The sequence below is a fragment of the Pleomorphomonas sp. T1.2MG-36 genome, from assembly GCF_950100655.1.
Taxonomy (GTDB): Bacteria; Pseudomonadota; Alphaproteobacteria; order Rhizobiales; family Pleomorphomonadaceae; genus Pleomorphomonas.
The window spans coordinates 286,063-308,064 of record NZ_CATNLY010000012.1; the positions used below are offsets into that span (position 1 = coordinate 286,063).

General features: G+C 65.2%; 20 protein-coding genes. 11 read left to right on the forward strand and 9 right to left on the reverse strand.

Features of this window, described 5'->3' with window-relative positions; translation table 11 throughout:
* The first annotated feature begins 186 nt into the window (after positions 1 to 186).
* From QQZ18_RS08190 to rsmA, 6 genes are all read left to right on the forward strand, one after another.
* Positions 187 to 1,338 carry an LptF/LptG family permease gene (locus QQZ18_RS08190; protein ID WP_284539939.1) on the forward strand — a complete coding sequence of 384 codons (1,152 nt, stop codon included), beginning with the start codon at positions 187 to 189 and terminating at the stop codon, positions 1,336 to 1,338.
* Positions 1,335 to 2,429, forward strand: a complete 1,095-nt coding sequence (gene lptG, locus QQZ18_RS08195; RefSeq protein ID WP_284539941.1) for an LPS export ABC transporter permease LptG — start codon at positions 1,335 to 1,337, stop codon at positions 2,427 to 2,429. The genes QQZ18_RS08190 and lptG overlap by 4 nt, the downstream gene beginning before the upstream one ends.
* A gap of 2 nt (positions 2,430 to 2,431) precedes the next feature.
* Positions 2,432 to 4,810, forward strand: a complete 2,379-nt coding sequence (locus tag QQZ18_RS08200; RefSeq protein WP_284539943.1) for an LPS-assembly protein LptD — start codon at positions 2,432 to 2,434, stop codon at positions 4,808 to 4,810.
* Positions 4,811 to 4,915: 105 nt separating this feature from the next.
* Positions 4,916 to 5,881 (forward strand): SurA N-terminal domain-containing protein, encoded by a 966-nt coding sequence (locus tag QQZ18_RS08205; protein WP_284539946.1) that lies wholly within the window; start codon positions 4,916 to 4,918, stop codon positions 5,879 to 5,881.
* An 11-nt stretch (positions 5,882 to 5,892) separates the two neighbouring features.
* A complete protein-coding gene (gene pdxA, locus QQZ18_RS08210) occupies positions 5,893 to 6,921 on the forward strand; it encodes a 4-hydroxythreonine-4-phosphate dehydrogenase PdxA (protein ID WP_446728620.1) in 1,029 nt (342 codons plus the stop codon).
* Positions 6,918 to 7,760, forward strand: a complete 843-nt coding sequence (gene rsmA, locus QQZ18_RS08215; RefSeq protein ID WP_284539950.1) for a 16S rRNA (adenine(1518)-N(6)/adenine(1519)-N(6))-dimethyltransferase RsmA — start codon at positions 6,918 to 6,920, stop codon at positions 7,758 to 7,760. Before pdxA ends, rsmA begins: the two co-directional genes overlap by 4 nt.
* A gap of 3 nt (positions 7,761 to 7,763) precedes the next feature.
* Here the strand turns inward: rsmA and gmk are convergent, their stop codons facing one another.
* Positions 7,764 to 8,408, reverse strand: coding sequence for a guanylate kinase (gene gmk, locus QQZ18_RS08220; protein ID WP_284539952.1), 645 nt, complete (start codon positions 8,406 to 8,408; stop codon positions 7,764 to 7,766).
* Between the two features lie 5 nt (positions 8,409 to 8,413).
* Complete coding sequence (locus tag QQZ18_RS08225; RefSeq protein ID WP_284539954.1) at positions 8,414 to 9,298, reverse strand: YicC/YloC family endoribonuclease; 885 nt, start codon at positions 9,296 to 9,298, stop codon at positions 8,414 to 8,416.
* A gap of 152 nt (positions 9,299 to 9,450) precedes the next feature.
* Between QQZ18_RS08225 and QQZ18_RS08230 the strand changes: the two genes are divergently transcribed.
* Positions 9,451 to 10,500, forward strand: a complete 1,050-nt coding sequence (locus QQZ18_RS08230) for an aldo/keto reductase (protein ID WP_284539956.1) — start codon at positions 9,451 to 9,453, stop codon at positions 10,498 to 10,500.
* 67 nt (positions 10,501 to 10,567) lie between these two features.
* Here the strand turns inward: QQZ18_RS08230 and QQZ18_RS08235 are convergent, their stop codons facing one another.
* From QQZ18_RS08235 to hslV, 3 genes are all read right to left on the reverse strand, one after another.
* Entirely contained in the window at positions 10,568 to 11,650 is a 1,083-nt protein-coding gene (locus QQZ18_RS08235; protein WP_284539958.1) for a LacI family DNA-binding transcriptional regulator, read from the reverse strand.
* Positions 11,651 to 11,991: 341 nt separating this feature from the next.
* Positions 11,992 to 13,287, reverse strand: coding sequence for an ATP-dependent protease ATPase subunit HslU (hslU, locus tag QQZ18_RS08240; protein WP_284539961.1), 1,296 nt, complete (start codon positions 13,285 to 13,287; stop codon positions 11,992 to 11,994).
* Positions 13,288 to 13,353: 66 nt separating this feature from the next.
* Positions 13,354 to 13,908 (reverse strand): ATP-dependent protease subunit HslV, encoded by a 555-nt coding sequence (hslV, locus tag QQZ18_RS08245; RefSeq protein ID WP_284541012.1) that lies wholly within the window; start codon positions 13,906 to 13,908, stop codon positions 13,354 to 13,356.
* Between the two features lie 158 nt (positions 13,909 to 14,066).
* On the opposite strand from hslV, the gene QQZ18_RS08250 reads away from it, so the two are divergent.
* Positions 14,067 to 14,939 (forward strand): SDR family oxidoreductase, encoded by an 873-nt coding sequence (locus tag QQZ18_RS08250; protein WP_284539963.1) that lies wholly within the window; start codon positions 14,067 to 14,069, stop codon positions 14,937 to 14,939.
* A 163-nt stretch (positions 14,940 to 15,102) separates the two neighbouring features.
* Here QQZ18_RS08250 and QQZ18_RS08255 read toward each other — a convergent pair whose 3' ends face one another.
* Positions 15,103 to 16,578: a methyl-accepting chemotaxis protein gene (locus QQZ18_RS08255; protein WP_284539965.1), complete on the reverse strand. Its 1,476-nt coding sequence runs from the start codon at positions 16,576 to 16,578 to the stop codon at positions 15,103 to 15,105.
* Between the two features lie 418 nt (positions 16,579 to 16,996).
* On the opposite strand from QQZ18_RS08255, the gene hisF reads away from it, so the two are divergent.
* The 3 genes from hisF to coaA all read left to right on the forward strand — a co-directional run bounded on the left by hisF (position 16,997) and on the right by coaA (position 19,156).
* Entirely contained in the window at positions 16,997 to 17,770 is a 774-nt protein-coding gene (hisF, locus tag QQZ18_RS08260) for an imidazole glycerol phosphate synthase subunit HisF (protein ID WP_284539967.1), read from the forward strand.
* Positions 17,771 to 17,775: 5 nt separating this feature from the next.
* On the forward strand, positions 17,776 to 18,105 hold the full coding sequence (locus QQZ18_RS08265; protein ID WP_284539969.1) for a phosphoribosyl-ATP diphosphatase: 330 nt from the start codon (positions 17,776 to 17,778) through the stop codon (positions 18,103 to 18,105).
* Positions 18,106 to 18,202: 97 nt separating this feature from the next.
* Positions 18,203 to 19,156 (forward strand): type I pantothenate kinase, encoded by a 954-nt coding sequence (gene coaA, locus QQZ18_RS08270; RefSeq protein ID WP_284539971.1) that lies wholly within the window; start codon positions 18,203 to 18,205, stop codon positions 19,154 to 19,156.
* Between the two features lie 9 nt (positions 19,157 to 19,165).
* Here coaA and nagA read toward each other — a convergent pair whose 3' ends face one another.
* The 3 genes from nagA to QQZ18_RS08285 are packed head-to-tail and all read right to left on the reverse strand — an operon-like array spanning position 19,166 to position 21,980.
* On the reverse strand, positions 19,166 to 20,308 hold the full coding sequence (gene nagA / locus QQZ18_RS08275) for an N-acetylglucosamine-6-phosphate deacetylase (RefSeq protein ID WP_284539973.1): 1,143 nt from the start codon (positions 20,306 to 20,308) through the stop codon (positions 19,166 to 19,168).
* A 26-nt stretch (positions 20,309 to 20,334) separates the two neighbouring features.
* Entirely contained in the window at positions 20,335 to 21,099 is a 765-nt protein-coding gene (locus QQZ18_RS08280; protein ID WP_284539975.1) for a GntR family transcriptional regulator, read from the reverse strand.
* Positions 21,096 to 21,980: a BadF/BadG/BcrA/BcrD ATPase family protein gene (locus tag QQZ18_RS08285; protein ID WP_284539977.1), complete on the reverse strand. Its 885-nt coding sequence runs from the start codon at positions 21,978 to 21,980 to the stop codon at positions 21,096 to 21,098. The genes QQZ18_RS08280 and QQZ18_RS08285 overlap by 4 nt, the downstream gene beginning before the upstream one ends.
* Positions 21,981 to 22,002 lie beyond the last annotated feature (22 nt).

The window sequence follows — 22,002 nt, forward strand, 5'->3', positions numbered from 1 at the left end:
GACATGCCGGCCGAATGTGGCGCTTGATGGGAGAGAGAGCAAGACTGGAGTTCAATCCCACTTAGCCACCACCGGCAGGTGCGGGACGACGGACCCGAAAATTTACCCTTTTCGGGAAGGAAGAATTCACTATAGGGCTGCTAGCCTCGGCTGTCCTGCCCTCGGCAGGCTCGACATGGGTTCACGATGCGGCGTTTCGGTACCTACCTTTTTTCGCGAACGCTCTACGCCTTCATCGGCGTGCTGATGACGCTCGCCGGTATCGCATGGGTGACGCAGGCGCTGCGCCGGTTCGATCTGGTCACCGCCAAGGGACAGGCAATCGCCGTCTATCTCGGCCTCACCATGCTCTCGATGCCGCGCGTCCTCGGGGTTGTCGCTCCCTTCGCGCTCGTCGTGGCTCTCGTCCTGGTGCTGCAGCGGCTTCAGGCGGACAGCGGCATCGTCGCGATCACCGCTGCCGGCGTATCGCAACGGCGCTTCGCCCTGCCCTTCGTCGGTGCTGCGCTGACGGTCTCCGTTTTCATCGCCACCCTCGCCTTCTGGCTCAACCCCACCGCCTCGCGATCTGTCTCCGACATGATGCAGACGGTGCGGGCGGATATCGTCGCCAACGTCATCCAGCCCGGCCGCTTCACCCAGGTCGACGCCGGCCTGACCTTCCACATCCGCAATCGTGACGGAGACGGATCGCTGCTCGATCTGTTCATCGTCGACGACCGCAGCCCCGAGTTCTCCTACACCTACTCTGCCAAGCGCGGCCGCGTTGCCGAGGTCATGGGGCGGTCCATGATCGTGATGGAACAGGGAACCGTCGAACGGAAGGCGAAGGACAGCGGGGCCAATACCTTCGTAACCTTCGGTTCCTACGCCTTCGACCTCAGCCAGCTCACATCGAAGGCCGGCAACGACAGTTACGGCCTGTCGGAGCGGACGCTTGGCGAACTGTTCGACATGCGCAAGACGGACGACGACCCGGGTATCATGCCCGAAATCATGAACCGCATCGCCGAGCCGATCTATCCGTTGGCGCAGACGCTCGCCGTATTTCTCTTCCTCGGCTTTCCGACCAGCAATCGCCGCGGCCAGACGCTGCCCGTGACCATGGCCATCATCGTCGGCTCGCTGGTCCGCGTGCTCGGTTTTGCCGTCATGGGCATCTCCAAGGGGGCACCGGAGATTTCCTTCATGGCCGTCGTCGCCCCGACGCTGCTGATGTCGGTCTTCGCCGCCATGATCATCGTCGGCGTCCATCCGGTGGTTTCCACCAGCTTTGCCGACAAGCTGATCGATCGCCTGAGACGGGCGATGGCCGGCAGACAGGAGGCCGCTCGATGATGGGCCGGTCGCTCGCCACCTATTTCACATTGCGTTTCGCCGGTTGGATCCTGGGCGTTTTCGTCGGCATCTTCCTGCTGGTCTTCCTGATCGATTCGATCGAGCTCCTGCGTTCCACCGGTGGCCGCAACGACATCTCGGTGCCTCTCGTCTTCGCCGCCTCGGCGTTGCGCGTGCCGGCGCTGATGGAACAGGTCCTGCCCTTCGCGGTATTGCTGGGTTCGATTGCCGCCTTCATCACGCTGTCCCGCGGCTCGGAACTGATGATCGTGCGGGCGGCGGGGCTCTCCGTCTGGCAGTTCACGCTGCCTGCCCTGGCCTTTGCCCTCGCGCTCGGCATCGCGACGTCAACGATCTATAATCCGCTCGCCACATTTGCCCGCAATCTGTCGGGCGACTTGCTGGTCGGTTCGCGCGCCAGCGTCATGACGACGCTATTTTCCGGATCGGCCACGCCAAGCTGGACGAGACAGCGCACAGGTGACGGCAATGCCGTGCTGCATACGGAAGGCATCTCGGACGGCGGCCAGACGATCCTGCAACCGATCTTCTGGGTATTCGGCGCCGACGGCATGCTCGCCGAGCGCGTCGAGGCGCGAATCGGGCAGCTCGAACCGGGACGGTGGAATCTCTCCGAGGTGACGGTTACCCAGAGCAGCGGCGTTCCCGAGCGTCACGACAGCTACTTCCTGCCAACGGCGCTGACCGCCGAGCAGGTGGCGGGGGGCCTTGGCTCGCCGGACAGCATCTCCTTCTGGCAGCTTCCCGCAGCGATCGCCCAGGCCCGCGCCTCGTCGCTGCCGGCAAACAGATTCAGCCTTCAGTATCAATCGCTCATGGCACGGCCGCTGCTGCTGGCGTCGATGGTGCTCATCGCTGCAACAGTGTCCTTGGGATTTGCACGATATGGCGGTGGCGAGAAGATGATTCTCGGTGGCGTCGTCGCCGGCTTCGTGCTTTATGTCGTCATCGAGGTTGCCCGTTCGCTGGGCAGCGAGGGACTGGTTTCACCGGTTCTCGCCGCGTGGGCGCCCTCTGTCGTGGCCATCCTGTTGGGGTCCACGGTTCTGTTGTTCCGCGAGGATGGGTGAGCGTGCGTAGATCTGTCGTATCGCAGGCATCGGAACCGAGAGCCGTTGCGCGCCTTCTGTGCGGCGTGGCGGTGTCGATCCTCGTTTTCCTGCCCGTCGGCGCTTTTGCCCAGTTCGCGGTCGACAGCTCACTGACGGGCATGATCAGCTCAGCCAAGCAGCCCAGCGCCGACGAGAAGATGATGATCGAGGCCGACACGGTGGCCTACGACATGGACGTCGATTCGGTCACGGCCACGGGGCGCGTCGTCATCTACTATCTCGATCACGTGGTTGTGGCCGACGAGGTTGTCGTCAACCGCAAGAGCAAACGCGTGACGGCAACCGGTCACGTCGAGATCACCGATCCCTCTGGCAATGTCGCCCGAGGCGACCGAATCGATCTCGACAACGACCTCGCCAACGGCATCGTCGAGGGTATCGAACTCGTTACCTCCGAGCGTGTCGCGTTCACGGCGCGGAATGCCACGCGAAGCAATGGCGACCTGACCGTCTTCAATGAAGGCACCTATCTGCCCTGCGTCGACTGCAACGGCGTGAAGGGCAAGAAGCCAATCTGGCAGATCAAAGCGAATCGCATTCTGCACAAGCAGAAGGATCAGACGATCGTCTTCGAGAATGCCACCTTCGAGTTTTTGGGCGTGCCTCTCGCCTGGGTGCCGGTGCTGTCCCTGTCCGACCCGTCGGTGAAGCAGAAGACCGGCTTCCTGATGCCGAGCATTAAGAGCAGCAAGACGCTCGGCTACTCGGTCAAGGTTCCCTATTACGTCGCTCTCGACCCGAGCTACAGCCTGACGCTGACGCCAAGCGTCTATTCGCGCCAGGGCCTGCTGTTCTCGGCAGATTGGCGGCAGCGTCTGGAGACCGGCGAGTACTCGATTACCCTTTCGGGAATCCGCCAGAGTTCCCCTGAAGCCTTTGCCGGCCGGTCCGGTGATGAGCTGTGGCGCGGCTCCGTGGAGTCGCAGGGATCGTTCTCGATCAACAAGAACTGGTCGTGGGGCTGGGAAACCGCGGTGGCGAGCGACACCACCTTCATGGACGACTACGATCTCAAGTCCGGCAACTCGGACGTCGCGGTGAACAGGCTCTACTTGACCGGGGTTCGCGACCGGAACCGCTTCGACATGACGGCCTACGGCTTCTTCGTGCAGCAGGAGGATTCGCAGACCTCCAAGCTGGCGCAGGACCATGACCTTCAGGAAAAGCAGCCGTTCGTCTATCCGGTGATCGACTACAAGGTCTATGCCAAGGATCCGGTCTGGGGCGGCGAAGCGTCCCTGACGACCAACCTCACCAACATTACCCGCACCAAGGACGACATCTACGAGATCGACAGCAACGGCAATGGCGTCCTGGATCCAGGCGAGAAGACGCGCGTGCGGGCGGCAGCCGGCACATTCGATCGCCTCAGCATCGACGCCATGTGGCGCCGCCGCATGGTCGACCAGACCGGCGGCGTGACGACGCCGTTCCTCTACTTCCGTGGCGATGCCATCTTCTCAAACCCGCACAACAGCAGCGTTCTGCCGGAGACCTCCAGCGGCATGCTGGTGCGCGGAATGCCCGCGGCGGGCTTGGAGTACAGCTATCCGGTCGCGATCACGTCGCCGATCGGCAACCAGATCATCGAGCCGATCGCCCAACTGATCGTCCGTCCGAACGAGCTGGAAGCGACCTATATCCCGAACGAAGACGCCCAGAGCCTCGTCTTCGACGCCAACAACCTGTTCGACTACGACAAGTTCTCCGGTTACGACCGCGTCGAGGGTGGCACCCGCGCCAACATCGGCGTTCGCTACTCCGGCTCCTTCAGCCACGGTTTCGGCGTTAGCGGCACCTTCGGCCAGTCGTTCCAGCTCGCGGGGGTCAACTCCTTCGCCAAGGCGACCCAGTACAGCACCGGTTCGTATTCCGGCCTCGAGTCGGACGTGTCGGACTATGTCGCGGGCCTCAGCCTGAGCACCAAGACCGGCTTCCTTGCCAGCAGCGGTGTGCGCTTCGACAACGAGAATTTCGATGTCAACCGCTTCGACGGCCAGATCCTCGGCATCGGCGGACCGCTCACCGCCGCCCTCACCTACGCCTACATCCGCTCGCAGCCCGACCTCGGCATCGACACCGATAGGTCGGAACTGCAAGCCTCCGCCAGCCTTCGGCTTTCGGAGAACTGGCGCGTGTTCGGCTCGAGCCGCTACGATCTCATCAGCGACGAGTTCGTCCGGCATGCGTTGGGCCTTGCCTACGATGCGGAAGAATTCTCGGTATCGTTCTCCTATTCGAACGACCTGACCACCACGCCGAGCGACCAGACCTTCTATCTTCGTGCGGGCTTCCGGACGCTGGGCGAGGTCGGCTCCTCATTTGGCATCGACAAATAGTGCATCCGGTTGCCGTTCGCTTCCGATTTGACGGACCATCGACTTGACAAATTCCGTTGGTAAATGCTCCGACGGTTCGGATGGCAACGGGTGGAGAAGGTAGACATGCACATCGTGACGATCGCGAGAAACATGCGGAGCGCACTGCTTGCCGCAACCATTGCTGCGGTGGTCTCGGTATCGCCCGCCGGCTTCGCCGTGATCGCGCCCGCTCAGGCGGCAAGCACCATCAAGGTGGTGGTCAACGATCAGGCGATCACCACGATGGACGTCCAGGCCCGTGGCCGCCTGCTCCAGCTCGCCATGCATCTTCCGGCTGGCGCGGCCGCCAAGGCAGCGCAGGATGAACTGATCGACGAGCAACTTCGCCTTCAGGAAGGGGCGCGGCGCGGCGTTGTGGTCAGCGAGGACGCGGTGGTTGCCGCCCTTACCAGCATCGCATCGCGCTCAAAGATGACCCTGCCCCAGTTCGAGCGTGCCCTCGGCTCGGGTGGCGTGCCCATCAAGACCTTCAAGGATCGCATCCGTGCGCAGATGGTGTGGGGACGCATAGTGCGCGCGAAGATCCAGCAGGACATCAAGACGGAGTCGGCCGACCTCATCCAGCAGATGAGAAACCGCGAGAAGAATGCCGACGCGATCACTGCCAACGACTACATGCTCCAGCGCGTGGTGTTCGCCGTGCAGAGAAGCGCCTCGCCGGCCGAGGTCAACCGCCGCAAGGCCGAGGCCGAGGCGTTGCGGGGCAAATTCCGCAGTTGCTCCGAAGGACTGGCTCTTGCCAAGGGCCTCCGGGAAGTGGCCGTCGTCAACGTCGGCCGCAAGTTGGCGAGCGAAGTGCCGCCGGCTTTGAAGGACGAACTCGAGAAAACCGCCGAAGGCCGCCTGACGTCGCCGGAGCGCTCCGACCTCGGCTTCGAGATGTATGCGATCTGCAGCAAGATCGCGGTGACCGGCGAAGCCGCCGTGGCGGCAGGTCTCGATGCCGAGGCGCTCGACAAGCGCGGCGAGGAGACATCGAAGAAGCTGACCCAGGAACTGCGGCAGAAAGCCAACATCATCTATCGCTGAGCATGGCCGATATGTCTGCGACCAAGCCGGGACTTCCCCTCGCCGTTTCGGTTGGTGAACCTGCCGGCATCGGAGCGGAAATCATTGCCAAGGCGTGGCTTCTGAGACGGGACAGGAATCTGCCGCCCTTCTATGTGGTAGGCGATCCGGTCTTCGTGCGGAGCCGCCTAGCCCGCGTAGGGCTTGCGGCTCCCCTTCAGGTGACAACCCCGGAGGCGGCGCGCGATGTCTTCGCCGACTCGCTGCCGGTGTTCGATCTGGGGCACCCGGTCGAAGACAGGCCCGGTGAATTGTCGGGCGTGACGGCGGCAGCGACGATAGCCGCGATTGAGACGGCGGTCCGTCACGTTCGGGGCGGTCGCGCAGCGGGTATCGTCACCGCTCCGATCCAGAAATCCAACCTCTATGCCGCCGGCTTCAAGTTTCCGGGCCACACCGAGTTCCTCGGCGAGCTGTCCCAGAGGCTCTGGCCCGGCGCTCTCCATGAACCGATCATGATGCTGGCCGGCCCCGAGTTGGCCACCGTGCCGGTCACCGTCCATATCGCACTACGCGACGTGCCGAAGTCGCTCACGGGCGAGATGATCGTCAAGGCCGGCCGCATCGTCGACCGCGAAATGAAAAGCAAGTTTGGTATCGCACGGCCGCGCCTTGCCGTCGCCGGCGTCAATCCGCATGCCGGAGAAGACGGGGCCATGGGGCGCGAGGATATGGAGATCGTCGCGCCGGCCGTCAGCCAGCTCAGAGCCGAAGGCGTGGACGCGCGCGGGCCGCTGCCGTCCGACACCCTGTTCCATGCCGCCGCGCGCAAGACCTATGACGTGGTGCTCGCCATGTACCACGATCAGGCCCTCATTCCGGTGAAGACCATCGCCTTCGACGAGACCGTCAACGTGACGCTCGGCCTGCCCTTCGTCCGCACCTCGCCCGACCACGGCACGGCGCTCGACATTGCCGGCCAGGGCGTGGCCGATCCGTCCAGCCTGATCGCCGCGCTCCGCATGGCCGGACGCATGGCGGCGATCGGAGCGACGGCATGAGCCAGATCGACGACCTGCCGCCATTGCGCGACGTCATCGAGCGGCACGGCCTATCGGCCTTGAAGAGCCTCGGGCAGAACTTCCTGCTCGACCTCAACCTGACAGCCCGCATCGCCCGCGCTGCCGGCAATCTGAACGGACGGACCGTGGTCGAGATCGGCCCCGGCCCCGGTGGCCTGACCCGAGCCATTCTGGCCGCCGGCGCGGCGCACGTCCACGTCGTCGAACGCGACAGACGGGCGATCGCCGCCCTTGAGGAGATTGCCGCCCATTATCCCGGCCGGCTGCACATCATCGAAGGTGACGCTCTGGAGGTGGACAGCGCCGCTCTCGGCGATGAGCCGCCGGTGATCATGGCCAACCTGCCCTACAACATTGCGACGCCACTCCTTACCGGCTGGCTTTCTCCGGCGAGCTGGCCGCCGCGCTGGACGGCGATGGTGCTGATGTTCCAGAAGGAAGTCGCCGACCGCATCACGGCTCCGGCCGGAGACGATGCCTATGGTCGCCTCGGCGTGCTCTGCGGCTGGCGCAGCTACGCCACGCAGATGTTCGACATTTCGCCCAAGGCTTTCGTGCCGCCGCCGAAAGTGACGTCGACGGTGGTGCATTTCGCGCCGCGCCCCGAGCCCCTGCCCTGCGTTCAGGCCGATCTAGAAGCCGTCACCGCGGCCGCCTTCGGCCAGCGTCGCAAGATGCTGCGGCAGAGCCTCAAGACCCTCGGTGTCGATCCTCTTGCCCTTTGCGCCGCCGCAGGCGTCGATCCGACAGCCCGTGCCGAGACGATCCCGGTCAAGGGGTTCGTCGACATTACAAACGCCTGGCAGGCGATGCGATAGGACTCAGGCCAGAAGCGTTCCGACGAAGCCCTCGATACCCTCGGCCGCGCGCGACCGGCGGCTGCGTTCGGCGCGCAGGATGGCGGTCAGGTCGGCAAAGGCCGCGTCGAGATCGTCGTTGACCACCACATAGTCGAAGTTCGACCACTCGGCGATCTCCCGTCTGGCGTTCACCAGCCGCTTCTCGATCACCTCGGGCGCATCCTCCGCCCGCCGCGTGAGCCGCGAGCGCAATTCGGCCATCGACGGCGGCAGAATGAACACCGAGACGACGTCGGACGACATCTTCTCGCGCAACTGGGCGGCGCCTTGCCAATCGATATCGAACAGCACGTCGCGCCCGGACGCCAGGGCCTCCTCCACGGGCGCCTGGGGCGTGCCGTAGTAGTTGCCGTGCACCTCGGCCCACTCCAGAAGCTCGCCACCGTCGCGCATCGACAGGAAGCGCTGCTGCGAGATGAAGTGGTAATGCACGCCATTGATCTCGCTTGGGCGGCGGTCGCGCGTCGTCACCGAAATCGACAGCGTCATGTCGCGGTCGGTATCGAGAATGTTGCGCGACAGCGTGCCCTTGCCGGCCCCGGAAGGCGACGAGATCACGAACATCAAACCGCGGCGGGGAAAGCGGACATGCCTTTGGTCGGCCATGGGACTCACTCGACGTTCTGGACCTGCTCCTTGAACTGATCGACGACCGCCTTGAGGGCGAGTCCGATCCGCGTCAGGGCCGTATCGTTGGATTTGGAGCAGAGGGTGTTGGATTCCCGGTTGAACTCCTGCGCCAGGAAGTCGAGCCGGCGGCCGACGGCGGCATCGCTCGCCATGAGTTCGCGGGCCTGGGAGATGTGAGCCTTGAGGCGGTCGATCTCCTCGCGCACATCGGCCCGGGTGGCAATGAGCGCCGCCTCGACGTGGAGGCGTTGCGGATCGATATCTTCGCGGACCAGCAACACGGCAAGTTGCTCTTCAAGGCGATCGCGGATCGCTTCCGGCGTGCGGGCCGGCAGGGCCTCCGCCTCGTCAATGAGACGGGCGACTTCGTTCACCTGGTCTCCCAGGATGCGGGCCAGGGCCACGCCCTCGGCGGCACGCGACGCCTGAAAATCGGCAAGCACCTTGCCGAACGTGGCGATGAGCTCGGCCTCGAAGGCCTTCGCGCTTTCCTCGTCCGGCGCCGCGTCGACCACCTCGACAACGCCGCGGATGGCGAGGAGGCCGTCGAGCGAAGCGTCACGAATGCCCGGCGTGCCCGAATGGCGACGCGCCACGTCGATGAGGGCGGAAAGCAGGTTCTCGTCGATACGGAAAGTCTGGATCGACGTTTCGCGCGATACCGTCAGGTTGATCGACACGTTGCCGCGCGACAGTGCCTCCGACGCCTTGCGGCGCACCGCCGCTTCCACAGCGTCGAAACCGGGCGGCAAACGCAGCCGAAGGTCGAGCCCCCGGCCATTTACCGCGCGCAATTCCCAGGCGAAACGGTTGCCTGCCGCCGAGCCGTCGAGCCGGGCAAATCCTGTCATGCTCTTGAGGGGCATGGTCTCATCTCCAGTCCTGTCCGGCTTTTACACCAGCCCGCCGAAGCGCCAAGAGAAAAATGCGGCCGGCGGCCAAGCCGCCTTGCGGCGATCGCCTTCACAGCTCCCCGCTCGTGTCATAAGTTCGGCGCCGGAACCAAGGGAGAAAGCCAATGGAATACCGTCTTCTCGGACGTTCGGGCCTCAAGGTCTCGACGCTCACCATGGGGACCATGACGTTCGGAGGCCGGGGCGCATTCGCCAAGGTCGGTGCCATCGGCCTCACCGAAGCGGCACGGCTCATCGACCTTTGCATCGATGCCGGCGTCAACCTGATCGACACGGCCGATGTCTACTCGGATGGCCTTTCCGAGGAAATCGTCGGCGATCTCATGCAGGAGCGCAAGGGCAAGGGCGTCCTGCTGGCTACCAAGGTTCGCTTTCCGATGGGCGCCGGCCCCAACGATCGGGGTCTCAGCCGCCATCACATCGTTGCCGGCTGCGAGGCCAGCCTCCGCCGCCTCAAGACCGAGACCATCGACCTCTACCAGGTTCATCAATGGGACGGCCTGACGCCGGTCGAGGAGTTCATGGAAGCGCTCGACAGTCTGGTCCGCGCCGGCAAGGTCCGCTACGTCGGCTGTTCCAACTTTTCCGCCTGGCATGTCATGAAGGCGCTCGGCGCCGCCGCGGCCGAGCATCGCCAGCGCTTCGTATCGCAACAGATCCACTACACGCTCGAGGCCCGCGAGGCGGAATACGAGCTGGTTCCGCTTTCGCTCGATCAGGGGCTCGGCATCCTGGTCTGGAGCCCCCTCGCCGGCGGTCTCCTGTCCGGCAAGCATCGCCGCAACGCCGCGCCGGAGGGCACGCGCCAGCTGGCTGGCTGGACGGAGCCCCCCATCCGCGACGAGAATCGACTCTGGACCATCGTCGACGCGCTGGTGGATATCGCAGACTCCCGCGGTGTCAGCGCGGCTCAGGTGGCGCTTGCCTGGCTGCTCGGTCGACCGGGCGTGACGTCGCTCGTGATCGGCGGCCGTACCGAGGCGCAATTTGCCGACAACCTGAAGGCCGCCGGCCTCCAGCTTTCCGAGGGCGAACGCAAACGGCTCGACGAGGTCAGCGCACTGCCCCTTCTCTACCCCTATTGGCACCAGCTTCAGACTGCCAGAGATCGACTGGGGCCGGCCGATCTCAGCTTGTTCGGGCTGACGCCCTGACCAAAACGCCACTGCGCCGCCGACGAGACTGGCTCGTCGACGGCGCAGTGCGGAAGCATCGGGTGATCTATCCCTTGCGCGGAGGCGCCGTCGACCCGCCGCTCACCAACTCGATCGGCAGTTCGACCACGCGTCCACCGGCATCGTCCGGCTTGTCGCCAAGGATGAGCTCCACCGCCGCCTCACCCTTGCCGATGGCCGGCTGATGAATGGTGGTGAGAGGCGGGTTGGAACTAGCAGCCTCCTCGATGCCGTCGAATCCGATCACCGAGAAGTCCTCGGGAACCCTGCGGCCCAGGGACTGAAGATAGGCTATGACCTGCAACGCCACGCGGTCGGATGCGCAGACGAAGGCGGTGGTGTCCGGATTGGCGGCAAGCACGGCATCGACGCCGGTCCGCACGCCATCGAATTCGGAACCAGTCTCGAATACCGGCTGGGGCGGCAGGCCAGCGGCCCTGAACGCATCGCGATAGCCGGTGAGCCGCCGACGCACCACCTCGAAAGAAGCCCGCTCGGCCCGGACATCGTCAACGAAGCCGACGCGCACTTCCTTCTCGGTCTCGAAGGTGAAGACGGCAAAATGCCTGTGGCCGAGATCCAGAAGGTGCTGGGCCGAGTCGCGAGCGCCGCGATAGTCGTCGATCCTGACGACATCGAAGCCGGGACCAACGGGGAAGTCCACCGCCACGAACGGCAGGCCGCGCTTCTTGGCCAGTTCGACCAGCGTGTTGCCTTCATTGAGGCAATTGAGAATGAAACCGTCGACGAGAGCCGTGCGGATGTTCCAGGCGGCGATCTCGTCGTCGATCGCCGACACCAGCGAAATGCCGGCGCCGCGCGCCTCGCAGGCCCTGGCGACGCCGGACAGGAACATTCGGGTGTATTGATCGTCGAAGAAGCAGTTGAGAGGGCCGATGGTCACCACGCCGATGGCGTTGACGCGTCCCGCCCTGAGCAGGCGCCCACGCGGATCAGGACCGCGATAGCCCAGGGATCGCGCCGCTTCCTCGACCCGTTCGCGCAACTGCTCCGAAACCAGGCCCGGACGGTTGAAGACGTTGGAAACCGTTCCCTGGCTGACCCCGGCGGCCCGCGCCACGTCGGCCAGTTTTACGGTCTTGTTGTGCGGAGTTGAACTTTCACCCATATGTCCGTCCGATGCACCGGGTACCCGGCTGTACTGACGAGGGACAACGGCGTCTCTCTTCCTGAGATCGCAACCGAAATCCGCACGACGCCTACCGGTCTGCAACCGGCAAGCGTCGCCCGGAAGTCCGCCACCCATGCCCCCCGGCGAGCGGCAGACCGATCAGTTCCATTGATGCGACCGATCTCGTTGAAACGATATACGCAAAACCCTTGAGAACAACAAGAAACTTGCGTTTCATAACAATTGGTCGCACCGAAGCGCCGGACTATGCATCTCGCGAACGTCGGCATCGAAGTCCCCCGGGGAAGAGCACCGGGCTCTCTCCCGAGGGGCGGACCTCAGAGGATGAAACGGCTGAGGTCGGTATTGTGCGCGAGGTCGCCGAGCGCGGCCCTGACCGCCGCGCCATCGACGGTGATCTCCTCTCCGGACCTGTCGGGGGCCGAGAAGGAGATATCGTCGAGAATGCGCTCAAGCACGGTCTGCAGGCGTCGGGCGCCGATGTTCTCGACGGTCGCGTTGACGTGGACGGCGATCTCGGCGATGGCGTCGATGGCGTCGTCGGTGAAGTTGAGCGTCACCCCTTCCGTCTGCATCAGGGCCACATACTGCTTGATCAGGCTGGCCTGCGGCTCGGTCAGGATGCGACGGAAGTCGTCCCTGTCGAGCGGCTTCAGCTCGACGCGGATCGGCAGGCGACCCTGAAGCTCGGGCAACAGGTCCGACGGCTTGGCGACGTGGAAGGCACCGGAGGCGATGAACAGGATGTGGTCGGTCTTCACCGAGCCGTGCTTGGTGGACACCGTCGTGCCTTCGATGAGCGGCAAGAGGTCGCGCTGCACGCCTTCGCGCGACACCGATCCGTCGCGGCCGTCCTTGGCGCAGATCTTGTCGATCTCGTCGAGGAAGACGATGCCGTTGTTCTCCACCGACTCGATCGCCTCGGCGATGATCTTGTCCTGGTCGATCAGCTTGTCGGCTTCCTCGGCCGTGAGCAGGTCGTGGCTGTCCTTGACGTTGACGCGGCGGGTCTTCTTCACGCCGCCCATCATCTTCTGCATCATTTCGGACAGGTTGATGACCTGCCCGCCCGGCATGCCGGGAATTTCCATGCCGCCCGGACTGCCGGTGGCGGTCAACTCGACCTCGATTTCCTTGTCGTCGAGTTCGCCCGCCCGGAGTTTCCGGCGGAAGGTGTCGCGCGTCGACGGGCTGGCCGACGTGCCGACCAGGGCATCGAGCACCCTCTCCTCGGCGGCGAGATGGGCCTTGGCCTCGACGTCTTTGCGCCTCTGCGTCCGAACGAGCGAGATGCCGACCTCAAGAAGGTCGCGAACGATCTGCTCCACGTCGCGGCCGACATAGCCGATCTCGGTGAACTTGGTGGCCTCGACCTTGACGAAGGGCGCGTTGGCGAGACGGGCGAGACGACGGGAGATTTCCGTCTTGCCGACGCCGGTGGGGCCGATCATCAGGATGTTCTTGGGCAGCACCTCCTCGCGCAGCGAGGGGTCGAGCTGAAGACGGCGCCAGCGGTTGCGGAGCGCGATGGCGACGGCGCGCTTGGCGTCCTTCTGGCCAACAATGTGGCGGTCGAGTTCGGAAACGATCTCGCGCGGCGAGAAATCGGGCATGGCTTTATCCTCGGATGGAGCAATCCGGAGTGGCGCGCGGGGGCCAGCGATCCGGAGGGATGGAACTCAGGCCTTGGGAAGGCTTTCGACGACGACGTTCTCGTTGGTGTAGATGCAGATGTCGGCGGCGATCTTCATCGCCTTGCGGGCGATGGTTTCGGCGTCTTGGCCGCTGTCGGCCAGAGCGCGCGCGGCGGCGAGCGCGTAGGTGCCGCCGGACCCGATGCCGGCAATGCCGCCTTCGGGCTCGAGAACGTCGCCGGTGCCGGTCAGCACCAGGGTGACGTTGGCGTCGGCGACGATCATCATCGCTTCGAGGCGGCGGAGATAGCGGTCGGTGCGCCAGTCCTTGGCGAGCTCGACGCAGGCGCGCATCAGTTGGCCGGGGTACTGTTCGAGCTTGGCTTCCAGCCGTTCGAACAGCGTGAAGGCGTCAGCGGTGGCTCCGGCAAAGCCGGCGATCACGTCGCCGCGCCCGAGCGGGCGCACCTTGCGCGCCGTGTGCTTGATAACGGTGGCGCCGAGCGTGACCTGACCGTCCCCGGCAATCACCACTTTCCCGTCCTTGCGGACCGTCACGATCGTGGTGCCGTACCAGGTGGACGGATTGGTATGTTCCATCATGAGATGCTCCTTGCGGCAACGGCCACCCACCCGAAGCGTGGAAACCGTCCCTGAATGACGCCTTTATGTAGGACGGAAATGCCTCTATGCAACTTGCCTCTGCGAATGCCCGCATCACGGTTCCGAAACCGTCCCGACCCTCAGGAGATCGCCCGATGAAGCTCATGGCCTTCGGCCTCGGCTATAGCGCCACGGCGGCGCTCAGCCGCCTTGCCCCGAGAGAGGCGGTCGGCACCACCCGTTCGGCGGCAAAGGCCGCCGCCTTGGCGCCGCTCGCCGAGATGCGCCTGTTCGATGGATCGCCAGAGGCGGCCGAGGCCCTGCGGCCGGCGCTCACCGGCGTCACCCACGTTCTCGTTTCCATCGCGCCGGCCGAGGGGCCGGACGGCGGCGATCGCGTCCTGCCGGTGCTTGCCGAGGCGCTTGCAGACGAGAAGTCGCTCGTCTCAATCGCCTACCTCTCGACGGTCGGCGTCTATGGCGACCATGCTGGCGCCTGGGTGGACGAGACATCGGAATGCCGGCCGAAGAGCGCACGATCCCTCGCCCGCGTGAAGGCGGAAAACGAGTGGCTGGCATTCGGCGAAACCATCGGCGCCTCGGTGGCCGTGCTGCGCCTGTCCGGCATCTACGGCCCTGGCCGCAACGGGCTTGTCAACCTCGCGGAAGGCAGCGCTCGCCGCCTCGTCAAACCGGGACAGGTGTTCAACCGCATCCATGTCGACGACATCGCCGCCGCCGTCGAGCGGGCCTTCGCGACGGGCGCCAGCGGTCTTTTCAACATAACGGACGACGAGCCGGCACCCCCGCAGGACGTCGTCGCCTACGCCGCCGAGCTGATGGGCGTGGCGCCGCCACCGGAGCAGGACTTCGAGACGGCCGAGCTGTCACCCATGGCCCGCAGCTTCTATGGCGAGAACAAGCGGGTGGCCAATCTCAAGAGCAAGTCCGAACTCGGGCTCGCCTACGCCTATCCGGACTACCGGACCGCCTTCTCGCGCATGTGGGCCGAGGGAAGCTGGCGATAGAGTTTTCCGGCTAACTCCGGTTCGCCGGAAAACTCCATCTCATTGTTAAGACGCAGGTCCGGCCGCAAAACCGGTAGCCACTTTTGCTGGGCCTGCTCTAAACGGCAAACCGCCCTGCTGCCTTGGGCAACAGGGCGGTTCCCATGATGGATCCAAGCGGCGATCAGGCGAGCGTTGCCGCCGCCTTCTGCAGCTTGTTGGCCGCGTCGTCGATCGACTGCGTCGAGCTGCTGATATCGGCCAGCGCCTTGGCGATTTCCTCGACGCCGTTCGCGGCGGTGTGCATGCTGCCGGACATGTTCTGCGTCACGGCAGCCTGTTCTTCAACGGCGGCGGCGATCGACGAGGATATGTCGTTGATGCGGGTGATGATGGAGGTGATTCCGTCGATGGACTGCACCGCCTTGGACGAGATGGTCTGCACCGCCGCGATTTCGCTGGCGATCTCGTCGGTGGCCTTCGACGTCTGGGCGGCGAGCTGCTTCACCTCCTGCGCGACGACGGCGAATCCCTTGCCCATCTCGCCGGCCCGCGCCGCCTCAATGGTGGCATTGAGGGCGAGAAGGTTGGTCTGACCGGCGATGGTGTTGATGAGCTCGACCACTTGGTCGATCTTCTGGGCCGCCGTCGCGAGACCGGACACGACCTTGGTCGCGGTATCGGCCTGCGTCACGGCATCCTGCGAGACCGATAGCGCAACGCTCACCTGGCGGCTGATTTCGCCGACCGAAGAGACGAGTTCCTCAGCGCCGGCGGCAACCGCCTGCACGTTCGAAGCAGTGACCCCCGCCGTCGAGTTGGCGCCCGCCGCCTCGGCGTTCGAGCGGGCGATCATATCGGCCACCTCGGCGAGTTCGCGGTTGATTTCGGTCTGGGCGGCCTGCCGCTTGCGCCGCCGCTCCATGACGGCAGTGATGTCGGTTGCAAACTTGGTGACGCGAACAAGCCGGCCGGCACCATCGAAGATCGGATTGTAGGTCGCCTGCAGGAAGACGTCCCGGTTTCCCTTGCCGACACGATGGAACTCGTCCGACTTGAACTGTCCGGCGCGGAGATCGTCCCAGAACTTCTTGTAGGCCGGACTGTTGCGCTCCTCGGGCGTGACGAACATCGAGTGGTGCTTGCCGACGATTTCGGAGGGCTTGTAGCCGAGCGCCTTTTCGAAGTTCTCGTTGGCCTCGATGATCGTGCCGTCGGGCTCAAAGGAAATCACGGCCTGGGCGCGGTTGATGGCGGCGATCTGCCCCTGAACCTTCACGTCCTCCAGCTTGCGATCGGTGACGTCGGTGGCGAACTTGACGACGCGGTAGACCTTGCCGGACTTGTCGATCAGCGGATTGTAGGTACCCTGAATCCAGGCGGAGCGCCCGCCCTTGGCAATACGGCGGAACTCGGCCGACATGTACCGGCCAGCCTGCAGATCGCGCCAGAAGGCAGCGTAGGCCGGGCTCTGCACCTCGGTGGGGTCGACGAACATCGAATGGTGCTTGCCGACGATCTCGGCAAGTTCGTAGCCCATGACCTTCAGAAAATTGGCGTTGGCAGTGATGATCTTACCGGCCGTGTCGAATTCGATGACCGCCAGGGAGCGGTCGAGAGCGGCAAGCACCGCAGCTTCGTGATTTGAAAAGGGCCACATGATCTTCGTTCCTACCCTATATGCCGACCTGCATCGCCAACCATTCCCCTTCGGAAGACGAAGGAACCACGCATGGCACATGCAACGATAACGGCCCAGAAACTCTGCGGTCCGGCGACCGCTACGTCATCCATTCCCTTCAGTTAATTGGTTACTGATTTACGGGAAGTTTATGCCTTGCGGAATCATCGCTAGTAAAAACTCTACTCTTGGCTGCATATTCTTGATCGGCCGCACGCCAAGTGCAACCAAGTCTATCGTAAGATACCTGCACAACGGACTGACCATCGGCAACGGCAACGGCAACGGATGCCGCCGGCCGCGTCCCGCCCACCGCAAGCCTGTTCGGCGCCATGGGACTGGCGTCCGTTCGTGGAGCCGTATAAGAAATGGGCGCATTTCAATCGTGGTGCCCCCAATGCTGAAAGCTCGCGTCATCCCCTGTCTCGACGTCAAGGACGGCCGGGTGGTCAAGGGGGTCAACTTCGTCGACCTCATCGACGCCGGCGATCCGGTCGAGGCCGCCGCCGCCTATGACGCGGCCGGCGCCGACGAACTCTGCTTCCTGGACATCACCGCCAGCCACGAGAATCGCGGCACCATCCTAGATGTGGTGCGGCGCACGGCCGAGCGCTGCTTCATGCCGGTGACGGTGGGCGGTGGGGTTCGGTCGGTCGAGGATATTCGCGAACTGCTGCTTGCCGGCGCCGACAAGGCGTCCATCATGTCGGCCGCCGTCCGCGACCGCGACCTCGTTCGTCGCGCGTCGGAGAAGTTCGGCAACCAGTGCATCGTCGTTGCCATCGACGCCAAGCGCGTGTCCTCGGACGGCAAGTCGCGCTGGGAAGTGTTCACCCATGGCGGGCGGCAGGCAACCGGCATCGATGCCGTCGAATACGCGCAGGAAGTGGTCTCGCTCGGCGCCGGAGAGATCCTGCTGACCTCGATGGACCGCGACGGCACCAAGATCGGCTTCGACCTCGAGCTGACCCGCACCATCGCCGACGCGGTATCGGTGCCGGTCATCGCTTCGGGCGGTGTCGGCACCCTGGACCATCTCGTCGAGGGGATTCGGGACGGCCACGCCGGAGCGGTGCTCGCGGCGTCGATCTTCCACTTCGGCACTTTCACCATCGGCGAGGCCAAGGCGCATCTCGCCGCGGCCGGCGTTCCCGTCCGCCTCCAGGGATGATCGGCATGGCTGACAGCACCTTCACACTTTCCGATCTCGAGACGATCGTCGCCGATCGGCTGAAGAACGGCGACGCCACCTCCTACACGCGCAAGCTGGCCGAGAAGGGCATCGCCAAGGCGGCCCAGAAACTGGGCGAGGAAGCGGTGGAAAGCGTGATCGCCGCCGTGACCGGCGACGCCGACGCGCTGACCTACGAAAGCGCCGACCTCCTCTATCATCTCGTCGTTGTGCTGGCGCTGAAGGGCGTGCCTCTCGACGACGTGCTCGCCGAGCTCAAACGCCGCACGGCGCAGTCCGGCCTGCAGGAAAAGGCCAGCCGCCCGGCCGACTGACCTCTCGACCATGGCATGCCGGCCGAGGCCGGCGGCCGATTGCCGCCATGTATCCGAGATCAGCGGATCGCCCGAGGCGATCCGGAGATGGTGACGAATGGAACAGTTCGTGCGGAAAGCGCTGTCGCCCTACGAAGTCTACACCCGCGCCGACTGGGCCGTGCTCAGGGCCGGCATGCCGCTGACGCTGACGCTCGACGACGTCATCCGCCTGCGCTCGCTCAACGACCCGGTGCAGCTCGACGAGGTGTCGGACATCTTCCTACCGCTGTCGCGGTTGCTGTCGCTCTACGTCGAATCGGCGCAAATGCTGCACTCGTCCACGCGCCGTTTCTTCGGCCGCTCGGACGCCAAGAAGCCCTTCATCATCGGCATCGCGGGCTCCGTGGCCGTCGGCAAGTCGACGACGGCGCGCATTCTGCGGGCGATGATGTCGCGCTGGCCATCGTCGCCTAAGGTCGACCTCGTCACCACCGACGGCTTCCTGTTTCCGAACGCCGTGCTGCGCGAGGAGGGCCTGATGGAGAAGAAGGGCTTTCCCGAAAGCTACGACCGGGCCGCTCTCCTCTCCTTCCTGACCGACATCAAGGCCGGCAAGCCGAACGTCTGGGCGCCGGTCTACTCCCACCTCGTCTACGACATCGTCCAGGACGAGCGCATCGTCGTCGACCAGCCCGACATTTTGATCCTCGAGGGGCTCAACGTCCTGCAGACCGGCAAACTGCCGCGCGACGGGCGGGCCATTCCCTTCGTCTCCGACTTCTTCGATTTCTCGATCTTCATCGACGCCGACGAGGCCGACCTGCAGCGCTGGTATGTCGAACGCTTCATGCGCCTGAGGCAGACCGCCTTCCGCGATCCGCAGTCGTACTTCCGCCGCTACGCCGAGATCTCGGAACAAGAGGCGCTGGACACCGCCCTCGGCCTCTGGACGCGAATCAACCTCGCCAACCTTCGCGAGAACATCCAGCCGACCCGTCTCCGGGCGGACCTCGTGCTGCGCAAAAGCACCAGCCACGCCATCGAGCAGGTCATGCTCAGGAAGCTGTGAAGGGACGGTTCAGGCCGAATAGACCCTTGCTCCGCCGATCCAGGTCGACTTGAGCTCGAAATCCGGCGTCAGCAGCAGGAAGTCTGCGTCGAGCCCCGGCGCCACCCTCCCCTTGCGGTTGCCGATGCGCATCGCCTCCGCCGGATAGACGGTGGCCATGCGAATCGCCTCGTCGAGGCCGATCTCGAAATGCTCCGCCGCGTAACGCACCGACGACAGCATGTCGATGTCGGCTCCCGCCAGCGTGCCGTCGGCAAGCGCCAGACGGCCGTCACGGCGGAAAATGGTCCGGCCGTTGAGTTCAAAGTCCGGCAGATCGGTGCCGATGGTCAGCATGGCATCGGTCACCAGGAAGATCCGCCCGGGCCCGCGCTTCGCCCGGAGCGCCACCCGTGCCGCCGCCGGATGAACATGAATCCCGTCGGCGATCAGGCCGGCGGAAATTCCGCTGTCGAGCACCGCGCCGACCATGCCCGGCGTCCGGTGGCCGAAGGGGCTCATGGCGTTGAAGAGGTGGGTCGCCGTGCTGGCGCCAGCGGCGATGTAGGCGAGCGCCGTGTGGTAGTCGCAGTCGGTATGGCCGAGGCTGACGATGGCGCCGGCCGCGGCAAGGCGGCGAACGGCCTCGACCGACGTCGACTCTGGGGCCACGGTCAGCATGGTCGGACCGGCGGAGAGCGCCCCGACGAGCTCCTTGATATCCGTCTCCTCCATCGGCCTGACGTAGGCGGCAGCGTGAACGCCCCGCTTGGCGGCGGAAAGATGCGGCCCCTCCAGATGCAACCCGAGAAAACCGGGAACGCCGGCCGCCCGCGCGGCCTTGCCGGCGGCAACCGCCTCGGAGCGAGTTTCGCGACGATCGGTGATCAGGGTCGGCAGCAGCGCCGTCGTGCCGAAATGAGCGTGGGCGGCACAGATGCGCTCGATGGTCGGGACGCTCGGCTCGTCGTTGAAGTTGATGCCGCCACCACCGTTGACCTGAAGATCGATGAAGCCCGGCACCGCGAGCAGGCCACCGGCATCGATCGTCTCGGCGCCGACCGGAACGTTGTCGGGGGCAATGAAACGACCACCCTCCACGGCAAGCTCTGCGTCGTCGTGCCACGTGTTGCCGTCGAACAGGCGAATACCACGGATGTGAAGGGCGGACATCGGAACGTCTCCTTGATGGTGACGGATCAGGACTGGGGAAGCGTCAGCTCGGCGACGAAGTCGTAGGCGTCGGCTCGGTAGAGCGACCGGGTGAATTCGACCACCCGGCCTGAAGCGAGATAGGAAATGCGCTCGATGGACAGGCCGGCATCACCGGCCTGAACGCCGAGCAAAGCCGCATCCTGTCCGCGAATGTTGCAGGCGGAGATGCGTTGCACCGCCCGGACGGGCCGATGGCCGCTCCGGGCCAGCGCCTCGTAGAGAGATCCGTCCACGGAAGCGGGGTCGGGCAGCACCTCGGCCGAAAGCGCCGCCCGTTCGAGGGCAAGCGGCAGATCGTTGGCGATCCGCAGACGTTCGAGCCGGGCGACGAGGCCGCCACCGGCCAGCCCCAGCATCATCGCCTCCTCCGGCGACGGCAGGTGGAGCCCGCGATCGAGCCAGCGGGAGCTGGCCTTGAGGCCACGCCGGGCCATGTCCTCGGTAAAGGAGGTGAGCAGCGACAGCGACTGTTCCACCCGCTCGACCGGCTTGACGACGAAGGTGCCGGACCCATGGCGGCGCACCAGAAGACCGGCCTCGACGAGATCGTCCACCGCCTTGCGGACGGTGACGCGGCTGATGCCGGCGAAGTCGGCGATCTCGCGCTCCGGCGGCAGCGCATCGCCATGCTTGAGCCGCCCGCCGCTGATGGCCGCCTCGATGGCCTGTCTCAGCTTCAGATAAAGCGGCCCCGTACCGGTCGCCTGCAACTGTTCGGGGAGCAATATGCTGGAAATGTCGCCGCTCATTGCGCGCCTCCCTCACTGCCCAGGAAGCGCCGCGCGGCAAGCGCCACCGCCCCGGCGAGAGCGTTGCCGACCGGCGACATCAGACGTGGCCGGTGACGAGCGGCAAGATAGGCGGGATAGAGCGGCGCAAGGCCGCCAAGCAGAGAGATACGGTCCACGCCGTCGTCAACGATACGATCCAGCGCCAGGTCGACAGAGGCGGCCGCCTTGGTGACGATGTCGAGCGCAACGGCATCGCCCTCCTCCGCCGCCGCAAAAACCGCCGGTGCGAAGCGGCCGAAATCGCCGGGCGTCGCCGTCCGCGCGAACTCGACCATGGGGCCGGGCGCGCCGCCGAACTCGGCAATCAACCGATGGGTGAGCGGCGAGGCCGCGATGATGCGGTCGTGGGCGAGCAGCGCCGCGGAGAGGGCCACGCGACCGAGGCTCGCCCCGGAGCCGAAATCGCCGATGACGAAGCCCCAGCCGCCGTAGGACCGCACCGCGCCGCCCAGTCTGGCAAAGAAAATCGAGCCGGTGCCGAGAATGGCCACCGCGCCGTCGCCGTCCCCTATGGCGCCTTCAAGCGCAATGAGACCGTCGGAGACCACCTCCACCCGGCCGGCAGGCAGCGAAGCCGCGACGAAGGCGGCGGTATCGCCGACGTTGCTGCCGGCAAGACCGAGCAGCACGCCCGAACGCTGGAGCGCGCCCTTGTCGAGGCCGGCGGCGGCAAGAGCCGCATCGATGGCGGTCCTGATGTTGCGGAGTGAGCCGGCTCGGTCGCTCAGAACGTTGGCCGCACCGCCGGCGCCGGTGGCAACGATGCGCCCGTCGCGGCCTGCCACAGCCGCCCGGCAGCCGGTCCCGCCCCCGTCGACGCCGATCACGAAATCCACCATTGCGGCCCTCCTCCCCCCAAAA

Bases quoted from the DNA above. Each gene is read 5' to 3' on its own strand.
- QQZ18_RS08190 (WP_284539939.1), top strand. From the start codon at position 187: ATGCGGCGTTTCGGTACCTACCTTTTTTCGCGAACGCTCTACGCCTTC.
- lptG (WP_284539941.1), top strand. From the start codon at position 1,335: ATGATGGGCCGGTCGCTCGCCACCTATTTCACATTGCGTTTCGCCGGT.
- QQZ18_RS08205 (WP_284539946.1), top strand. From the start codon at position 4,916: ATGCACATCGTGACGATCGCGAGAAACATGCGGAGCGCACTGCTTGCC.
- pdxA (WP_446728620.1), top strand. From the start codon at position 5,893: ATGTCTGCGACCAAGCCGGGACTTCCCCTCGCCGTTTCGGTTGGTGAA.
- rsmA (WP_284539950.1), top strand. From the start codon at position 6,918: ATGAGCCAGATCGACGACCTGCCGCCATTGCGCGACGTCATCGAGCGG.
- gmk (WP_284539952.1), bottom strand. From the start codon at position 8,408: ATGGCCGACCAAAGGCATGTCCGCTTTCCCCGCCGCGGTTTGATGTTC.
- QQZ18_RS08225 (WP_284539954.1), bottom strand. From the start codon at position 9,298: ATGCCCCTCAAGAGCATGACAGGATTTGCCCGGCTCGACGGCTCGGCG.
- QQZ18_RS08230 (WP_284539956.1), top strand. From the start codon at position 9,451: ATGGAATACCGTCTTCTCGGACGTTCGGGCCTCAAGGTCTCGACGCTC.
- QQZ18_RS08235 (WP_284539958.1), bottom strand. From the start codon at position 11,650: ATGGGTGAAAGTTCAACTCCGCACAACAAGACCGTAAAACTGGCCGAC.
- hslU (WP_284539961.1), bottom strand. From the start codon at position 13,287: ATGCCCGATTTCTCGCCGCGCGAGATCGTTTCCGAACTCGACCGCCAC.
- hslV (WP_284541012.1), bottom strand. From the start codon at position 13,908: ATGGAACATACCAATCCGTCCACCTGGTACGGCACCACGATCGTGACG.
- QQZ18_RS08250 (WP_284539963.1), top strand. From the start codon at position 14,067: ATGAAGCTCATGGCCTTCGGCCTCGGCTATAGCGCCACGGCGGCGCTC.
- QQZ18_RS08255 (WP_284539965.1), bottom strand. From the start codon at position 16,578: ATGTGGCCCTTTTCAAATCACGAAGCTGCGGTGCTTGCCGCTCTCGAC.
- hisF (WP_284539967.1), top strand. From the start codon at position 16,997: ATGCTGAAAGCTCGCGTCATCCCCTGTCTCGACGTCAAGGACGGCCGG.
- QQZ18_RS08265 (WP_284539969.1), top strand. From the start codon at position 17,776: ATGGCTGACAGCACCTTCACACTTTCCGATCTCGAGACGATCGTCGCC.
- coaA (WP_284539971.1), top strand. From the start codon at position 18,203: ATGGAACAGTTCGTGCGGAAAGCGCTGTCGCCCTACGAAGTCTACACC.
- nagA (WP_284539973.1), bottom strand. From the start codon at position 20,308: ATGTCCGCCCTTCACATCCGTGGTATTCGCCTGTTCGACGGCAACACG.
- QQZ18_RS08280 (WP_284539975.1), bottom strand. From the start codon at position 21,099: ATGAGCGGCGACATTTCCAGCATATTGCTCCCCGAACAGTTGCAGGCG.
- QQZ18_RS08285 (WP_284539977.1), bottom strand. From the start codon at position 21,980: ATGGTGGATTTCGTGATCGGCGTCGACGGGGGCGGGACCGGCTGCCGG.